Below are 16,325 nucleotides of genomic sequence, written 5' to 3'. Positions count from 1 at the left end.
GAGTACGGCCCGAATGCTCTCAGGAACGAGCTTGTCAGATGACAGGAGGTCGGCCCAGTCGAGTCAGCCGCCACACCGTACGCCACTTCATGGGCCGCCGGGACCCGCACGGACTGGTCCAGCCTTCCCTGAATCCGCCGAACCAGGCCTTGAGCGCCGGCCCCGAGGGGCGGCGGGCCAGCGTCAGCAGCATCCAGACGCCGAGATAGACCGGGACCAGGGGCGCGGGAAGGTTTCGGCGTGCGAGCCAGACACGGTTGCGGGCCACCATGCGGTGGTAGACCGCGTGCCGCGAGGGCGCGGTCGTCGGGTGGTACAGCACCATGTCCGACCGGTAGTCGATCATCCAGCCCGCGTCGAGCGCCCGCCAGGCCAGGTCGGTCTCCTCGTGGGCGTAGAAGAACTCGTCCGGCAGCCCGCCGACCTCGGCGACGACCTTCGTGCGCACCGCGTTGGCGCCGCCCAGGAAGGTGGTGACGCGCGAGGAGCGCATCGGGTCGGAGGCGCGCAGCCGCGGCACGTGGCGGCGCTGCGTCTCCCCGGTCTCCGGGTCGGCGATGCGGAAGCTGATGATGCCGAGCTCGGGGTCGGCCGCGAAGGCCTGCCGGCACAGCTCGGCCGTGTCGTGGCGCGCCAGCAGGCCGTCGTCGTCCAGGAAGAGGAGGACGTCCACGTCGGTGCCGCCGGGACCGAAGGCCTCGATGCCGACGTTGCGGCCGCCGGGTATGCCGAGGTTCTCGGGCAGCTCGACCGTCCGTACGCCCGCGGGGACGTCGGGGACGGGCGAGCCGTTGCCGACGACGACGACCTCGACCCGGTCGCCGTCCTGCTTGGCGACGGAGTCCAGCAGGGCCCGGAGCTCGTCGGGGCGGTTGCCCATGGTGATGATCACCGCGCCGACCTTCATCGCCGTACTCACTTCAGCCTGCTGGAGGCGAGGATGGACACGAGGTGCAGCACGGTCTGCAGGAGCGCGATCCCGGCGAGCACGGCGGTGCCGAGGCGGGTGAAGAAGAGGTCGCCCCTGACCTGGTCCGCGATCGCGAGGACCAGGATCAGCAGGGACGCCTCGATGCCGAGGATCAGCCGGTGGAACTTGAGCGCGCCGGCGGCCCTGCGGGCCAGTGCCATGCCGGAGGACCGGGGCTCGGAGGCGGCCTCCTTGACCGGCGGCAGCCCGCCCTGGTGACGGGCGACCCCGACGAGGTCGGTCTCCGCCTTGACCAGGATCGCGCCGAGGGCGGCCAGGGTGCCGAGGAAGGCCCACAGCCAGTCGATCCGTCCGTCGCCCCACAGGTCGGCGGCGCGCAGGCCGAGGCCGACCAGGACCGCCGCGTCCGTCAGATAGGCGCCGACCCGGTCCAGGTAGACCCCGCCGAGCGAGTACTGCTTCTTCCAGCGGGCGATCTCGCCGTCGACGCAGTCCAGCAGCAGGTACAGCTGGACCATCACCACGCCGAGCACCGCGCCGGCGATCCCCGGCACCAGCAGGGCCGGGGCCGCGAGCACGCCGCATACGGTCATCAGGTACGTGAGCTGGTTGGGCGTGATCCTGGTGTTCACCAGGTAGCGGTCGACCCGCAGGGACACCTCACGCATGTAGAGGCGTCCCATCCAGTGCTCACCGCTGCGCCGGTCCTTCACCCCTGGGGGGTGGACGACGGGGCGGAGTTCAGCTACCGATGGCCTTGGCATAGTCGGAGTAGATGTCCTTGATCTGGTCGGTCTTCAGGTCGAGGTGTTCGAGGATCGTGTAGCGGCCGGGCCTGGTCCGGGGAGCGAACTCCACGACCTGGACGAACTCGTCCACGGTGAAGCCGATCTCCTCGGGCAGCACCGGCAGCCCGTGGCGGCGCAGCACCTCGGCCATGTACACGGCTTCCTCGGTCGCCCCCCGCAGGTGCATCGCGAAGGCCGCACCCAACCCGCACTGCTCGCCGTGGCTCGCCGCGCGCTTGGGGAAGAGGAGGTCGAAGGCGTGGTTGATCTCGTGGCAGGAGCCCGAGGCGGGCCGGGAGTCACCGGAGATCGACATCGCGATGCCGGTGAGGACCAGCGCCTCCGAGAGGACCTGGAGGAAGCCGTTCTCCCCGATGCCGCCGGGGTGCCGCAGCACGGCCTCGCCCGCCTGGCGTGCCATGGCCGCGGCCAGACCGTCGATCTTCTCGCCGGTGACCCGGTTGGACAGCTCCCAGTCGGCGATCGCGTTGATGTTGGAGACGGCGTCACCGATGCCGGCCCGGACGAACCGGACCGGGGCCTCGCGGATCACGTCCAGGTCGATGACGACGGCGATCGGGTTCGGCACGCCGTACGAGCCGCGGCCCGCGTCGTTGTCGAGGGTGGCGACGGGCGAGCACAGACCGTCGTGCGCGAGGTTCGTCGGCACGGCGACCAGCGGCAGGCCGACGCGCGCCGCGGCGAACTTGGCGCAGTCGATGATCTTGCCGCCGCCCAGTCCCACGACCGCGTCGTAGTGCCCGGCCCGCATGTCACCGGCCAGCCGGACCGCGTCGTCCAGGGTGCCGCCGCCGACCTCGTACCAGGTGGCTCCCGGCAGTGCCGGGGCGATCCGCTCGCGCAGGCGCGCCCCGGAGCCGTTGCTGACCGCTACGGCCAGCTTGCCGGAGTGTGAGATGCGCTCGTCGCTGAGCACACCGGCGAGGTCGTCCAGGGCACCCGGGCGGATGTCCACGACGACGGGAGAGGGGATGAGCCTCGTCAGTACTGGCACGCGATCTCACGCCCCTTGGCGAGGTCGTCGTGGTTGTCGATCTCGACCCACCGGACCTCACCGATCGGTGCCACGTCGATCTTGAAACCGCGGTTCACGAGCTCCTGGTAGCCGTGCTCGTAGAACTGCTGCGGGTCGGTCTCCCACACCGTCTTCAGCGCGTCGGCCAGCTCGGCGGCGGCCTCGCCCTCGATGAGGGTGACGCCGATGTACTCACCGGTGGCCTCGGACGGCTCCATGAGCTTGGTGATCTTCTGCACGCCCTTGTCGGGGTGCACGACGACCTTCATCTCCTCGTCGGCGAGCTTCTTCACCGTGTCGAGGGCGAGGATGATCTTCTTGCCGTCGCCGCGGGCGGCGAGCAGAGTCTTCTCGACCGAGACCGGGTGCACGGTGTCGCCGTTGGCGAGGATCACACCGTCCTTGAGGGCGTCACGGCCGCACCACAGGGAGTAGGCGTTGTTCCACTCCTCGGCCTTGTCGTTGTCGATCAGCGTGATCCGGAGGCCGTACTTCTCCTCCAGGGCCGCCTTGCGGTCGTACACCGCTTCCTTGCGGTAGCCGACGATGATGCCGACCTCGGTCAGACCGATCTCGGCGAAGTTGCCGAGGGTCAGGTCGAGGACGGTGATGCTGTCCTCCGTGCCCGCAGGGCCAACCGGCACGAGAGCCTTCGGGAGGCTGTCGGTGTAGGGGCGCAGACGCCGTCCGGCGCCGGCGGCCAGCACGAGGCCGATCATGCGGGTTCTCCTTCATCGTGTACGGCGGGGGCCCCGGAGGACACCCAGAAGCGGATGCTCTCGACGAGCACAAGCAGGGCGACGGCCACGGCGAGCGCCGTGAGCGCGATCTTGAACTGTGTGGCGGCGAGGAGCGCGGCCAGTACGGTGACCAGCAGCGTCCTGCCTTCGTGCCCGCCGATCGCCCGGACCAGCCAGTGCGGGGGCGCGCCGGCGTTTCCGCGAATGCGGTACACCGTGTCGTAGTGATGGTAGGCGACGGCGGCCACCAGGCCGAAAGCCGCCGGAAGTGCTCCGTTCACGTCGGCTTTGGCGGCCAGTACCAGAACGGTGAGGTATTCGGCGGCGCGGTAGAAGGGCGGGACCAGCCAGTCGAGGGCGCCCTTGAGGGGACGGGCGAGCGCCACGGGCGACAGGAGCACGTAGATCACGGCGCCCAGGACCGGCCACCAGCTGCCGTACGGCGCGAGTGCGGCGCCGAGGACGACGAGGGCGCCGGCGGCGAAGGCGACGGCGGCGGGGCCGCGGCGCACCGCCCCGCGGGAGAGGCGGTTCAGCACCTCGGCGAGCGGGCCGGAGTCGGTGAGGTCGGCGAGCGCCCGGGCCGCGCGGTCCGTGCGCCGCGCCTTGCGGGTGAGCGAGCGCAGCACGCGGCCCGCCGTGGTGTAGCTGGCGGCGAAGGCGCAGCCGACGAGCAGGGCGTAGAAGGTGATCCGCGGGGTGGTCAGGGCGGTGAGGACGGCGATCATCGCCCAGCGCTCGCCGATGGGCAGCACTATCATCCGGCGCACCCAGACCGTCCAGCCGACGCTGTCTAGGCGGTCCGACAGGGCCGCGGTGGGGCTGGTGTTGGCGGTGGCGTCGTGGTTCGCCTCGTTGAAGGAGAAGTCGACGACGTGGCGGCAGGTCTGCAGGATCATCGCGCCGAGGGCGAGCGCCCAGACGTCGTCGCCGCCGCGGGCCGCTCCGAGGGCGAGGCCCGCGTAGTACGCGTACTCCTTGGCGCGGTCGAAGGTCGCGTCGAGCCAGGCGCCGAGGGTCGAGTACTGCAGGGAGTAGCGGGCGAGCTGTCCGTCCGTGCAGTCGAGGACGAAGGAGAACAGCAGCAGCAGACCTGCGGCCACGAAGCCGGCTCGGGTGCCGGTGGCCGCGCAGCCCGCGGCGATCAGGGCGGTGATCAGTGAGGCGGTCGTCACCTGGTTCGGGGTGAGGCCGCGGCGGGCGCACCAGCGTGCGATGTAACGCGAGTACGGGCTGATGCAGTAGGTGGTGAAGAAGCCGTCGCGGGCCTTCACGGCGCTGCGCAGCCGTACGGCCTCGTCGTCCACCGCGGAGACGGCCTGGCGGGCTTCGTTGCGCTCCTGCGGGTCCGCGGGGACGGCGGCGACGAGCGTGCCCAGTTCCGGGCGGTGCAAGGCGACGCCGTCGGCGTCCAGCGCGGCGGTGAGGCGTTCGGCGAGGTCGTCGGTGGCGACGGCGAGGCCGCCGCTGGCGGAGCTCTCGCGGGCCACGGCCCGGGTCAGCGCGCGGCGGGCCTCGGGCTGCACGGATATGGCCCCGGGCAGCGCGGCGGCCGCGAAGCGCGGGTCCGTGAGGCCGAGCCGCAGGGCGTGCAGGTGCCCGACGAAGCGGGCGTCGACGACGGCCACCCGTTGGTCAGCCGGCACGGCGGCGAGCAGCGTCTCGGCTTCGCCCGCGTCGGAGGCGAGCCGCACGTCGAAGCCGAGCGACCGCAGATCGCTCTCGAGCGACGATCCGGGGACCGGCTGGCCGGTGAGGATGGCGGTCGACAGCGAACTCACTCCCTGGGTGCCGGCGCGGGGGCGCCGGGCAAGTGCGTGATGGGATGGCCCTGCCTGCGGCGGCCGGGCGGCATGTCGGCAGAGGCTATCGGATGAATGGAAGCAGGCGTTCATCGCCCGTTCACGGCCCGATCAACCGGTTCTGCCTGGCCGCCTCCGCCGCGATCATCATGGGTGATGCGGGGGTCGTGCCACAAACCGTGCCGGCGGACCGGCGCATTCCGGGTAGTGCGTGCGGCATGCGGCGCACCGCCCCGGAGCGGGACGAGCCGGGCGCCGCGGGGGGACGGGGCAGGACCGGCGCCGGAGGGGTCCGCATAGGGTGGGCGTCCATGACATGGCTGATCACAGGCGGAGCCGGATACATCGGGGCCCACGTTGCGCGGGCGATGGCGGAGGCCGGGGAGCGCGTCGTCGCCCTCGACGACCTCTCGGCCGGAGTGCCGAGCCGGCTTCCGGAAGGCATACCGCTGGTGCAGGGCTCGTCGCTGGACGGGGATCTGCTGAAGCGGGTGCTCGCGGAGTACGCGGTGACGGGTGTGGTGCACCTCGCGGCGCGCAAGCAGGTCGGCGAGTCCGTGGCCCAGCCGACGCGTTACTACCAGGAGAACGTGGGCGGTCTCGCCACGCTGCTCGACGCGGTCGCCGGGGCGGGCGTGAAGAGGTTCCTGTTCTCCTCGTCGGCGGCCGTCTACGGCAACCCCGATGTGGACCTCATCACGGAGGACACGCCCTGCGCCCCGATGAGCCCGTACGGCGAGACGAAGCTCGCCGGGGAGTGGCTGGTCCGGGCCGCGGGGCAGGCGCACGGGATCGCCACGGTGTGCCTGCGTTATTTCAATGTGGCGGGCGCCGCCGCACCGGAGCTGGCCGACACCGGCGTCTTCAACGTGATCCCGATGGTCTTCGACCGTCTCACCCGCGACGAGGCCCCGCGGATCTTCGGCGACGACTACCCGACCCCGGACGGCACCTGCGTCCGTGACTACATTCACGTCGCCGATCTCGCCGAGGCGCACCTGGCGGCGGCCCGGCGGCTGACGGGCGACGTGTCCGGCGACCTGACCGTGAACATCGGGCGCGGTGAGGGCGTCTCGGTCCGCGAGCTGGTCACCCTCATCGGCGAGATCAGCGGGGACGACCGGGCGCCGGTCGTCGAACCGCGCCGCCCCGGTGACGCCCCGCGCGCGGTCGCCTCGGCCGGGCTGGCCGCGCGGGAGCTCGGCTGGACCGCCCGCCGCGGGGTGCGCGAGATGGTCGAGTCGGCGTGGCAGGGCTGGGTGCTCCACCACCCGCGGACGCCGTCCGAATGATCACGTCAGTGCTCTGACCTGCGTATCGTTTACGCAGGTCAGAGCACATGACAACGGTGTTCAGTGCCGCGTTGCCCGATGCTCCTCGCCCGTAGTTCACTGTGATCCCGGGCAGAGCACAGGAGGCAGACCCATGGGGGCCGGACACGATCACGGGCACACGCACGGCGCTCCCCCGACGGGGACCGCGGCAGCGGCGTACCGCGGGCGACTGCGCGTCGCGCTGTCGATCACGCTCACCGTCATGGTGGTCGAGATCGTCGGCGGCGTCGTCGCCGACTCGCTCGCACTGATCGCGGACGCCGCGCACATGGCGACGGACGCACTGGGCCTCGGCATGGCGCTGCTGGCGATCCACTTCGCCGCCCGGCCGCCGAGCGAGACCCGCACCTTCGGCTACGCGCGCGCCGAGATCCTCGCCGCGCTCGCCAACTGTCTGCTGCTCCTGTGCGTCGGCGGATACGTGCTGTACGAGGCGATCCAGCGGTTCCTGACGCCCGCCGACACCGCGGGCGGCCTGACCATCGTGTTCGGCACGATCGGCCTGGTCGCGAACATGATCTCGCTGACGCTCCTGGTACGCGGCCAGAAGGAGAGCCTGAACGTGCGCGGGGCCTTCCTGGAGGTGGCCGCGGACGCGCTGGGCTCGCTGGCCGTCATCCTCTCCGCCGTGGTGATCATGACCACGGGCTGGCAGGCCGCCGACCCGATCGCCTCGATCCTCATCGGCCTGATGATCGTCCCGCGCACCTGGAAGCTGCTCCACGAGACGCTCGACGTGCTGCTGGAGGCGGCCCCGAAAAATGTCGACATGGCGCAGGTGCGTGCCCATATCCTGGCGCTGCCCGGCGTCGAGGGCATCCACGACCTGCACGCCTGGACCATCACCTCCGGCATGCCGGTCCTGTCCGTCCACGTGGTCGTCAGCTCCGACGTCCTGAACGCGATCGGCCACGAGAAGATGCTCCACGAGCTCCAGGTCTGCCTGGGTGACCACTTCGACGTCGAGCACTGCACCTTCCAACTGGAGCCCAGCGGACACGCTGAGCACGAGGCGAGGCTCTGTCATTGACCAGCACTGGACCCGCCTCCGTCTGGCGCACGCGCCGGGAGACCGCCGCCGACCGCGCCGAAGTGCACGCCGTGAACGCGACGGCGTTCGAGCGGGCGGACGAGGCCGACCTGGTGGACGCCCTGCGCGCCGACCCGCAGGCGTGGCTGCCGGACCTGTCGTACGTGGCCGAGGCACCGGACGGCACGATCGCGGCGTACGCCCTGATCACCCGCTGTCATGTCGACGCCGGTGAGGCGGCGGCGCTGGCACCGGTGGCCGTACGGCCGGAGCACCAGCGCGGCGGCGCCGGATCGGCCGTCGTACGCGCGGTGCTGGAGGCGGCACGCGCGCGGGGAGAGCGGCTGGTCCTCGTACTGGGGCATCCCGGGTACTACCCGAGGTTCGGTTTCGTGCCCGCTTCGGAGTACGGCATCCGGCCCGGTTTCGACGTGCCGTCCGAACATCTGATGGCCCTCGTCCTGGACGGTTCCTCGGCGGTGGCACCGGGCACGATCAGGTATCCGGCCGCTTTCGGCGTCTGACGCGTGTCGGCCGCGGGTCCGGCTCCGCCGCCGCGGAGCGGGACATGCGGGAGGCGCGAAGTGCCGGGAGTGCCGGTTTCGTACGGCAGACTTGGGGCTCGAAGACCGATGCGAAGGATGGGTATGCCGATCACACCTGCCACCGCGACGCACAGTTCGTCGAACGGCACCGTTGAAGCGATCTTGCTGGAGCTGGTCGACGAGGACGGCAACACGATCGGTACGGCGGAGAAGCTCGCCGCCCACCAGGCGCCCGGACAGCTGCACAGGGCGTTCTCGGTGTTCCTCTTCGACGAGCGGGGCCGGCTGCTGCTCCAGCAGCGCGCCCTCGGCAAGTACCACTCCCCCGGTGTCTGGTCGAACACCTGCTGCGGCCACCCCTATCCCGGGGAGGCGCCGTTCGCGGCGGCGGCCCGGCGGACGTTCGAGGAGCTCGGGGTGTCCCCGTCGCTGCTCGCCGAGGCGGGCACGGTCCGTTACAACCACCCGGACCCGGCGTCGGGGCTGGTGGAGCAGGAGTACAACCACCTCTTCGTCGGCATGGTGCAGTCGGCACTGCGGCCCGACCCGGAGGAGGTCGGCTCGACGGCCTTCGTGACGGCGGCCGAGCTGGCGGAGCGGCACGCGAAGGACACGTTCTCCGCCTGGTTCATGACCGTGCTGGACGCCGCCCGTCCCGCGATCAGGGAGCTGACGGGCCCGTCCGCGGGCTGGTGACCAGGAGGGCGCCGTTCGGATCGGACCGGGTCCGCCCTGATCCGGACGACATCCCTAGACGACGCTGGGAGTGAGCGGCAGGGCGGCCCAGATCACCTTGCCGCCGCTCGCCGTGTGCTCGACGTCGCACACCCCACCCGATTCCCGGGTCACCTCCCGCACCAGCAGGAGACCGCGGCCACCGGTCTGCCCGTGGTCGGCCTCCAGGGCGGTCGGGCGGTACGGGTGGTTGTCCTCGACGGAGACGCGCACCCACTCGGCACCGACGGCGACCTCCACGGCCAGCATCGGCGACAGCAGGGCCGCGTGCCGGACCGCGTTGGTGACCAGCTCGGAGACGATCAGCAGGAGTCCCTGGACGAGGTCGTCCGAGACGGGTACTCCCTGACGGAACAGCAGATCACGGACGGCGTGCCGTGCCTGCGGCACCGAGGCGTCGACGGCGGGAGCGGTGAACCGCCACACGCCCTCGTACGGCAGCGGGACGGTCGCTCTCCGGTCCGGAGACACGTTTCCGCCGGCTTCGGGGCTCGGGTCGGACCCCCGCCCGAGGTTGTCCATCGTCCGGTCGCCACCCTTGCGCTCGATTGTCACCACGCATCGAGTGTTGAGAGCGCACCAGTCCATACCTGATGACTGAACAGAAGTCAGCAAGTATCGACGGTTTCTGACCGTCGGCGTATGACACGGTCAGTTGTGAGACTGCTCCTGTCCCCGTTGTGCCGACTTCGCGAACTATTCGGGTTGTACGGGTTTGGCACCGCTCGCGGGGCCCGTTCCGGGTGATCGCACCGTTTCGCGGGCGCCCCGGAGCCGCCCCCCCCTTCTTGATCGCGCGCCCGGGGAGTGCGGTTAGCATGCGGCGTATGGAGCCGCAGCTGTTGCACCACGTCGGCGACGGCGTCGCCACCGTCGTCGTCCACCATCCGGCGAAGCGGAACGCCATGACGACCGGCATGTGGCGGGCGCTGCCGCCCCTGCTCGACGCCCTGAGCGCCGACGACGGCGTACGCGTCCTCGTACTCACCGGTGAAGGCGGGACGTTCTGCGCCGGGGCCGACATCTCGACGCTGCGCGGCTCCCCGGACGAGGCGCAGGGGCTGGCCGTGCGCGCCGAGGAGGCGCTCGCCGCCTTCCCGAAGCCGACGCTGGCCGCGATCCGCGGCTACTGCGTGGGCGGCGGGTCCCAGCTCGCGGCGGCCTGTGATCTGCGGTTCGCGGAGGAGGGCGCGCTCTTCGGAGTGACCCCGGCGAAGCTGGGGATCGTCTACCCCGCCTCCTCGACCCGTCGGCTGGCCTCGCTGGTCGGCCCGGCGGCCGCCAAGTACCTCCTGTTCTCGGGCGAGTTGATCGACACGGAGCGGGCACTGCGCACCGGTCTGGTGGACGAGGTGCTGCCCGAGGGGGAACTCGACAAGCGGGTCGGCGAGTTCACCCGCGTCCTGGCCGGGCGCTCGCTGCTGACCCAGGCGGCGGCCAAGGAGTTCGTGAACGGACGCACGGACCGGGACTCCCACTGGACGGAGCAGGCGCGCCGCGGCGGCGACACCGCGGAGGGGGTCGCCGCCTTCCTGGAGCGCCGGCAGCCGCACTTCACCTGGACCACGCCGGGATGACGCGGTTCTGCACGCATCGGGTCGGTCTTTGACTACATCAGGCTGAAACGGCTGTTCGTACGGAACTCCTCGACCAGATGCGCGGGCGCCTTGTGCGGGGCGCCGGCGTCGTAGGGCGGCTGCGGGTCGTACTCGGTCAGCAGCTGCACGGCCTGGGCGTGTTCGTCGCCCGCGATCCGGCCGAGCAGGGTGAGCCCCATGTCGATGCCGGACGAGACGCCGGCCGCGGTCACGTACTTGCCGTCGAACACGACCCGCTCCCCGGTGGGCTCGGCGCCGTACTCCTTGAGGAAGTCCAGGGCCAGCCAGTGGGAGGTGGCCCGGCGGCCGTCGAGGAGGCCGGCCGCGGCGAGCAGCAGGGAGCCGGTGCACACCGAGGTCGTCCAGGTGCTGGTGGCGTCGGCCGCGCGCAGCCAGTCCAGCAGGACCTCGTTCTCCATCTGCGAGAACTGGCCCGGGCCGCCCGGCACCACGACGATGTCCGGTCCCGGCACCTCGGCCAGGGTCCGGTCCGCGGTCAGCGCCAGCGCACCGGTGTCGCTGCGCACGGGTCCGGTGCGCTCGGCGACGAACACGACCTCGGCGTCGGGCAGCCGGCCGAGGGTCTCGTAGGGGCCCACGGCGTCGAGGGCCGTGAAACGGTCGTAGAGGACGATGGCGATCTGCATCGGGATTCCTTTCGATGGGCCGGCCGGATCAGGTCGATGGGCCGGCCGGATCAGGGTGCGGAGGCCGGGCGGAAGCGGCGCCGGTACTCCGCGGGTGCCGAGCCGAGCGCCTTCACGAAGGCGCGGCGCATCGCCTCCGGCGTGCCGTAGCCACAGGCGCGCGAGATCTCCTCGACACCGTCGCCGGTGTCCTCCAGGAGGCGCCGGGCCTGTTCCAGGCGTACGCGCTCGACGTACCGGCCGGGTGTCGTGCCGGTCTCGGACTGGAAGGCGCGGGCGAAGTGCCGGGGCGAGAGCCGGGCGCGGGCGGCGAGCGACTCGACGCTCAGGTCGTCGTCGGGATGCTCGGTGATCCACTGCTGGACCTCGCGCAGGGGTTCGCGGCGTGCGGTCTGGGCGGCGAGCTGTGCGCTGAACTGGGCCTGGTTGCCCGGCCGCCGCAGGAAGACGACCAGATGCCGGGCGATCGCGAGAGCGGTCTCGCGGCCCAGGTCCTCCTCCACCAGGGCGAGGGCCAGGTCGATGCCGGAGGTGACGCCCGCCGAGGTGGAGACCCGGCCGTCGCGCACGAAGATGGGATCCGGGTCGACCTCCACGGCGGGATGGTCGCGGGCGAGCTTGTCGCAGTAGGCCCAGTGGGTCGTGGCCCGGTGCCCGTCCAGGAGGCCCGCCCCGGCGAGCAGGATGGCACCGGTGCAGACGGAGACGAGGCGCTCGGCCCGCGGGCCGTGGCCGCGCAGCCAGTCGGTCAGCCGGCGGTCCGGGTGCCGGGTGCCCCGGCCGCCGGGCACGAGGAGCGTGTGCGGGGCGGGCGCGTCGTCGAGCGCGTGGTCCGGTACGAGGGTGAGTCCGCTGGAGGTGCGGACCGGCGCGCCGTCCGGGGACGCGGTGAGGACACGGTACGAGCCGCCGTGCCAGGCCTCGGCGCCCGCGAAGACCTCCAGGGGGCCCGTGACGTCGAGGCTCTGCACGTCGTCGAAGAGGACGATCAGAACGGTTCGCATGTCTTCGATTCTTGGCCCGCCGGGACATGGCCGCAATGACGGGCACCCCACCATTCCTGCCATCGCGCCCTCAGCGGTTCCCTACGTACCGACCAGTCGGTAACCTGCGGGCATGACCACTCCACTGCCGGAGCGCGCCGGGCGGCGCTGCCACAACGTCCTCAACCCTCTGCACTCGACCCACTACTTCTCGCCCGACCTGGGCCGGGAGATGTCCGCCGTCGGCGTCGAGGACGGCAGGGCCGCGTACTTCGCGGTGCGCGCCGCCGCGATGGGAGCGGTCGGTCCGGGGACGGTGACGGCGACGTTCTACAACTTCAGCCACGAACTGGTCGCACGGCATCTGCCGCAGGTGTGGCGCACCGTCTCCCCCGAGACCGTGCTCGCGGCACGCGCGCGTGCCGTCGACGCCACGCTGCGGCGGCTGCTCGGCGAGGAGCTCGTCGCCTCCAAGGAGATGGCCGAGGCCGCCGAGCTCGCCCTGCGCGCCACCGAGGCCTGCGTCAGGACCGCCCGCCCGCTGTACGCCGGCCACGCCGATCTCCCCGTGCCCGACGCCCCGCACCTCGCGCTCTGGCACGCGGCCACACTGCTGCGCGAGCACCGCGGCGACGGCCATCTCGCGATCCTCCTCGACGCGGAACTCGATCCTGTCGAAGCCCTGGTGAGCCACACCGCCACCGGCAAGGGCATGGCCCCGAAGTGGGCCCTGTCCACGCGCGGCTGGTCCCGCGGCGACTGGGAGGCCGCCTCCGCGCGCCTGCGCGACCGGGGACTCCTCGACACGGAGGGCGAGTTGACGGAATCCGGCGTGGCACTGCGCCAGGACATCGAGGCACGGACCGACCGGCTCGACCGGGCACCGTACGAGCACCTGGGCGCCGCGGGCGTGGAGCGGCTCACCGAGCTGGCCAAGGGGATCCTCATGACGGCCCTGGCCGCCGGCGCCTTCCCGGGGGACATGATCGGGAAGGCCTGAGCGCCGGTCGCCGTCGGCCCCGCACGGCGCCCGCCGCCCGGACGCATCGCGTGCGAACACTCCCTTTCGCGACGCGGTACGCGGCACGACCCTGCCCTGATCCCCCGTTGTCGGCGCCACCTGCCACAATTGCCGCGCAACCTCAGTGGAGAAGGCGGTACGGGATCGTGACGACACCCCTCGTAGGGTCCATCGAAGGCAGGATCGCCGAGGAACTCGGCGTACGGGAGCGGCAGGTCAAGGCCGCCGTCGACTTGCTCGACGGCGGATCGACGGTGCCCTTCATCGCCCGCTACCGCAAGGAAGCGACCGAGATGCTCGACGATGCGCAGCTGCGCACCCTCGAGGAGCGGCTGCGCTATCTGCGGGAGCTGGAGGAGCGGCGCGCCGCCATCCTCGACTCGGTGCGCGAGCAGGGCAAGCTCACCGCCGAGGTCGAGGCGCAGATCAGGGGCGCCGAGACGAAGGCGCGCCTGGAGGACATCTACCTGCCGTTCAAGCCGAAGCGGCGCACGAAGGCGCAGATCGCGCGCGAGGCCGGCCTGGAGCCGCTGGCCGAGGGCCTGCTCGGCGACCCGACGGTCCAGCCGGTCGCCGCCGCCGCGGCCTTCGTCGACGCCGACAAGGGCGTCGCCGACCCGCAGGCCGCCCTGGACGGCGCGCGGGCCATCCTCACCGAGCGGTTCTCGGAGGACGCCGACCTCATCGGCGAGCTCCGCGAGCGCATGTGGGTGCGGGGACGGCTCGCCGCGAAGGTGCGCGACGGCAAGGAGGAGACCGGCGCCAAGTTCGCCGACTACTTCGACTTCGCCGAACCGTTCAAGGAGCTCCCCTCGCACCGCATCCTGGCCATGCTGCGCGGCGAGAAGGAAGAGGTCCTCGACCTCGTCCTGGAGCCGGAGGAGCCCACCGACGGACCGTCGTCGTACGAGGGGATCGTCGCCGGGCGGTTCGGCATCGCCGACCGGGGCCGTCCCGCCGACAAGTGGCTCACGGACACCGTCCGCTGGGCCTGGCGCACCCGCGTCCTCGTCCACCTCGGCATCGACCTGCGGCTGCGGCTGCGCACGGCCGCCGAGGACGAGGCGGTGAACGTCTTCGCGGCGAACCTGCGCGACCTGCTGCTCGCCGCCCCTGCCGGCACCCGCGCGACGCTCGGCCTCGACCCCGGATTCCGTACGGGCGTCAAGGTGGCCGTCGTCGACGCCACCGGCAAGGTCGTGGCGACCGACGTGATCCACCCGCACGTCCCGGCGAACCGCTGGGACGAGGCCATCGCCAAGCTCGCGCGGCTCGCCGCGGAGCACTCGGTCGAACTCATCGCCATCGGCAACGGCACGGCGTCCCGCGAGACCGACAAGCTCGCCGGCGACCTCATCACCAGGCACCCGGAGCTGAAGCTCACCAAGGTGATGGTGTCCGAGGCGGGCGCGTCCGTGTACTCGGCCTCCGCGTTCGCCTCGCAGGAACTTCCCGACATGGACGTCTCCCTGCGCGGCGCGGTCTCGATCGCCCGCCGCCTCCAGGACCCGCTCGCCGAACTGGTGAAGATCGACCCGAAGTCCATCGGCGTCGGGCAGTACCAGCACGACCTGTCCGAGGTGAAGCTCTCCCGTTCGCTGGACGCGGTGGTCGAGGACTGTGTGAACGGCGTCGGAGTGGACGTGAACACCGCCTCCGCGCCGCTGCTCGCCCGGGTCTCCGGCATCACCTCCGGGCTCGCGGAGAACATCGTGGCGCACCGCGACGCCCACGGCCCCTTCCGCGCGCGCACGGCGCTCAAGGACGTGGCGCGGCTCGGCCCCAAGGCGTACGAGCAGTGCGCGGGCTTCCTGCGGATCCGCGGCGGGGACGACCCGCTCGACGCGTCCAGCGTGCACCCCGAGGCCTATCCGGTGGTGCGGCGCATGGTGAAGACGGCGGGCAGCGAGGTCGCTGCGCTGATCGGCAACACCGGAGCGCTGCGGTCGCTGAAGCCCGGGGACTTCGTGGACGAGACGTTCGGTCTGCCGACCGTCACGGACATCCTGAAGGAGCTGGAGAAGCCCGGGCGCGACCCGCGGCCCGCCTTCAAGACGGCCACCTTCAAGGAGGGCGTCGAGAAGATCTCCGACCTGGCGTCGGGGATGGTCCTGGAGGGCGTCGTGACGAACGTGGCCGCGTTCGGTGCGTTCGTGGACGTCGGTGTCCACCAGGACGGGCTCGTGCATGTGTCCGCCATGTCCAAGACCTTCGTCAAGGACCCGCGGGACGTCGTGAAGCCCGGCGACATCGTCAAGGTCAAGGTGCTGGACGTCGACATCCCGCGCAAGCGGATCTCGCTGACCCTGCGGCTCGACGACGAGGCCGCGCCTCAGGGCGACCAGCAGGCCGGTGGCCGGCCCCAGCGGGGCGGGCGGCCGCCGCAGCAGCGGGGACAGCAGCGTCAGGGCCGCGGCGGCGGTGGCGGCGCCTCCCGCCAGGCGCCGGCACCGGCCAACAGCGCGATGGCGGACGCGCTGCGCCGCGCCGGGCTCGTGGACCCCAAGCGGGGGCGGGGCTGAGGGTTGCCGGTACCGGGGGCCGCGCTGACGGTTGCCGGTACCCAGGGGCCAGCTGACGGTTGCCGGTACCGGGGGCCACGCTGACGGTTGCCGGTACCCAGGGGCCAGCTGACGGGTGCCGGTACCGGAGGTGTCCGAGGCGGGGCCCGGCGGTCGTGCGGGGCGTGCCGTGCCGGGGCCTGCTTGGCGTAGGCCGCCCGGTGCGGCTGAGGTGCGTGCCGGGGTCTCCCTGCTGGGGCCCCGCGCCGATGCGAACCGTGCCGGGGCCTGCTGCGTAAGGCGCCCGGCACTGCTGCGGTTCGTGCCGGCGCCTGCATGCGGGGGCACCCCGCGCTGGTGCTCGGGTCGGGGCCTGCTGCGCACGGGGTCCGGCACTGGTGAGGTTGGTGCCGGGGTCTGCTTCGGTCGGGCACCCCGCGCTGGTGCTCGGGTCGGGTTGGTTGCGCGGCTCGGCGCTGACGAGGTGCCGCTGCGCCCACCCGTGCCGCCCTGGCGGCACGATTGCCCGCAGTTGACGGCGCGGGGCGCCTCGGCCTCCTTGTTCGGTGCTGCTGCCCGCAGCCGGGGGGTGCGGGGCTGCGCGCGTGGCGGTACTCCCGCCGAGGCAAGTCTC

General features: G+C 72.0%; 15 protein-coding genes. 7 read left to right on the top strand and 8 right to left on the bottom strand.

The features are described 5' to 3' along the window. Positions 1–34 precede the first annotated feature (34 nt). From ACSYGO_RS37955 to ACSYGO_RS37935, 5 genes are read right to left on the bottom strand one after another with little or no spacing between them, the layout of a single operon-like run. Positions 35–919: a glycosyltransferase family 2 protein gene (locus tag ACSYGO_RS37955; RefSeq protein WP_426676876.1), complete on the bottom strand. Its 885-nt coding sequence runs from the start codon at positions 917–919 to the stop codon at positions 35–37. Continuing rightward, positions 916–1,695 (bottom strand): CDP-alcohol phosphatidyltransferase family protein, encoded by a 780-nt coding sequence (locus ACSYGO_RS37950; RefSeq protein WP_432188573.1) that lies wholly within the window; start codon positions 1,693–1,695, stop codon positions 916–918. The genes ACSYGO_RS37955 and ACSYGO_RS37950 overlap by 4 nt, the downstream gene beginning before the upstream one ends. Then, positions 1,673–2,734, bottom strand: coding sequence for an iron-containing alcohol dehydrogenase family protein (locus tag ACSYGO_RS37945; protein ID WP_095937873.1), 1,062 nt, complete (start codon positions 2,732–2,734; stop codon positions 1,673–1,675). The genes ACSYGO_RS37950 and ACSYGO_RS37945 overlap by 23 nt, the downstream gene beginning before the upstream one ends. After that, the gene (locus tag ACSYGO_RS37940) at positions 2,722–3,474 is read right to left on the bottom strand and encodes a phosphocholine cytidylyltransferase family protein (RefSeq protein WP_426676879.1); all 753 of its coding nucleotides are present in this window, start codon (positions 3,472–3,474) and stop codon (positions 2,722–2,724) included. The genes ACSYGO_RS37945 and ACSYGO_RS37940 overlap by 13 nt, the downstream gene beginning before the upstream one ends. Beyond that, positions 3,471–5,267, bottom strand: coding sequence for a DUF5941 domain-containing protein (locus tag ACSYGO_RS37935; protein ID WP_426676930.1), 1,797 nt, complete (start codon positions 5,265–5,267; stop codon positions 3,471–3,473). Before ACSYGO_RS37935 ends, ACSYGO_RS37940 begins: the two co-directional genes overlap by 4 nt. Before the next feature lie 341 nt (positions 5,268–5,608). Between ACSYGO_RS37935 and galE the strand changes: the two genes are divergently transcribed. The 4 genes from galE to idi all read left to right on the top strand — a co-directional run bounded on the left by galE (position 5,609) and on the right by idi (position 8,902). After that, positions 5,609–6,589 carry a UDP-glucose 4-epimerase GalE gene (galE, locus tag ACSYGO_RS37930; RefSeq protein ID WP_460389430.1) on the top strand — a complete coding sequence of 327 codons (981 nt, stop codon included), beginning with the start codon at positions 5,609–5,611 and terminating at the stop codon, positions 6,587–6,589. Positions 6,590–6,722: 133 nt separating this feature from the next. Then, on the top strand, positions 6,723–7,661 hold the full coding sequence (locus ACSYGO_RS37925) for a cation diffusion facilitator family transporter (RefSeq protein WP_426676881.1): 939 nt from the start codon (positions 6,723–6,725) through the stop codon (positions 7,659–7,661). Further along, on the top strand, positions 7,658–8,185 hold the full coding sequence (locus ACSYGO_RS37920) for a GNAT family N-acetyltransferase (RefSeq protein ID WP_426676882.1): 528 nt from the start codon (positions 7,658–7,660) through the stop codon (positions 8,183–8,185). The genes ACSYGO_RS37925 and ACSYGO_RS37920 overlap by 4 nt, the downstream gene beginning before the upstream one ends. A 123-nt stretch (positions 8,186–8,308) precedes the next feature. After that, complete coding sequence (gene idi, locus ACSYGO_RS37915; RefSeq protein WP_028798902.1) at positions 8,309–8,902, top strand: isopentenyl-diphosphate Delta-isomerase; 594 nt, start codon at positions 8,309–8,311, stop codon at positions 8,900–8,902. 54 nt (positions 8,903–8,956) lie between these two features. Here idi and ACSYGO_RS37910 read toward each other — a convergent pair whose 3' ends face one another. After that, on the bottom strand, positions 8,957–9,463 hold the full coding sequence (locus tag ACSYGO_RS37910) for an ATP-binding protein (protein WP_095937941.1): 507 nt from the start codon (positions 9,461–9,463) through the stop codon (positions 8,957–8,959). A gap of 305 nt (positions 9,464–9,768) precedes the next feature. Here ACSYGO_RS37910 and ACSYGO_RS37905 point away from each other — a divergent pair, with 305 nt between their 5' ends. Then, positions 9,769–10,518 (top strand): enoyl-CoA hydratase/isomerase family protein, encoded by a 750-nt coding sequence (locus ACSYGO_RS37905; protein WP_426676883.1) that lies wholly within the window; start codon positions 9,769–9,771, stop codon positions 10,516–10,518. 32 nt (positions 10,519–10,550) lie between these two features. On the opposite strand, the gene ACSYGO_RS37900 is transcribed toward ACSYGO_RS37905, so the two are convergent. Continuing rightward, complete coding sequence (locus ACSYGO_RS37900; RefSeq protein ID WP_345655794.1) at positions 10,551–11,186, bottom strand: DJ-1/PfpI family protein; 636 nt, start codon at positions 11,184–11,186, stop codon at positions 10,551–10,553. Between the two features lie 50 nt (positions 11,187–11,236). Continuing rightward, positions 11,237–12,190, bottom strand: a complete 954-nt coding sequence (locus ACSYGO_RS37895) for a GlxA family transcriptional regulator (RefSeq protein ID WP_426676884.1) — start codon at positions 12,188–12,190, stop codon at positions 11,237–11,239. Positions 12,191–12,302: 112 nt separating this feature from the next. Here ACSYGO_RS37895 and ACSYGO_RS37890 point away from each other — a divergent pair, with 112 nt between their 5' ends. Together ACSYGO_RS37890 and ACSYGO_RS37885 are read left to right on the top strand one after the other, a co-directional pair. Continuing rightward, the gene (locus ACSYGO_RS37890) at positions 12,303–13,169 is read left to right on the top strand and encodes an SCO6745 family protein (protein ID WP_460389426.1); all 867 of its coding nucleotides are present in this window, start codon (positions 12,303–12,305) and stop codon (positions 13,167–13,169) included. Between the two features lie 167 nt (positions 13,170–13,336). Next, on the top strand, positions 13,337–15,712 hold the full coding sequence (locus ACSYGO_RS37885; protein WP_460389424.1) for a Tex family protein: 2,376 nt from the start codon (positions 13,337–13,339) through the stop codon (positions 15,710–15,712). Positions 15,713–16,325 lie beyond the last annotated feature (613 nt).

The organism is Streptomyces krungchingensis (genome assembly GCF_054729265.1).
This window is presented reverse-complemented; position numbering and strand designations above follow the sequence as displayed.

Bases quoted from the DNA above. Each gene is read 5' to 3' on its own strand.
- ACSYGO_RS37950 (WP_432188573.1), bottom strand. From the start codon at position 1,695: ATGCCAAGGCCATCGGTAGCTGAACTCCGCCCCGTCGTCCACCCCCCA.
- ACSYGO_RS37940 (WP_426676879.1), bottom strand. From the start codon at position 3,474: ATGATCGGCCTCGTGCTGGCCGCCGGCGCCGGACGGCGTCTGCGCCCC.
- galE (WP_460389430.1), top strand. From the start codon at position 5,609: ATGACATGGCTGATCACAGGCGGAGCCGGATACATCGGGGCCCACGTT.
- ACSYGO_RS37925 (WP_426676881.1), top strand. From the start codon at position 6,723: ATGGGGGCCGGACACGATCACGGGCACACGCACGGCGCTCCCCCGACG.
- idi (WP_028798902.1), top strand. From the start codon at position 8,309: ATGCCGATCACACCTGCCACCGCGACGCACAGTTCGTCGAACGGCACC.
- ACSYGO_RS37910 (WP_095937941.1), bottom strand. From the start codon at position 9,463: ATGGACAACCTCGGGCGGGGGTCCGACCCGAGCCCCGAAGCCGGCGGA.
- ACSYGO_RS37905 (WP_426676883.1), top strand. From the start codon at position 9,769: ATGGAGCCGCAGCTGTTGCACCACGTCGGCGACGGCGTCGCCACCGTC.
- ACSYGO_RS37900 (WP_345655794.1), bottom strand. From the start codon at position 11,186: ATGCAGATCGCCATCGTCCTCTACGACCGTTTCACGGCCCTCGACGCC.
- ACSYGO_RS37895 (WP_426676884.1), bottom strand. From the start codon at position 12,190: ATGCGAACCGTTCTGATCGTCCTCTTCGACGACGTGCAGAGCCTCGAC.
- ACSYGO_RS37890 (WP_460389426.1), top strand. From the start codon at position 12,303: ATGACCACTCCACTGCCGGAGCGCGCCGGGCGGCGCTGCCACAACGTC.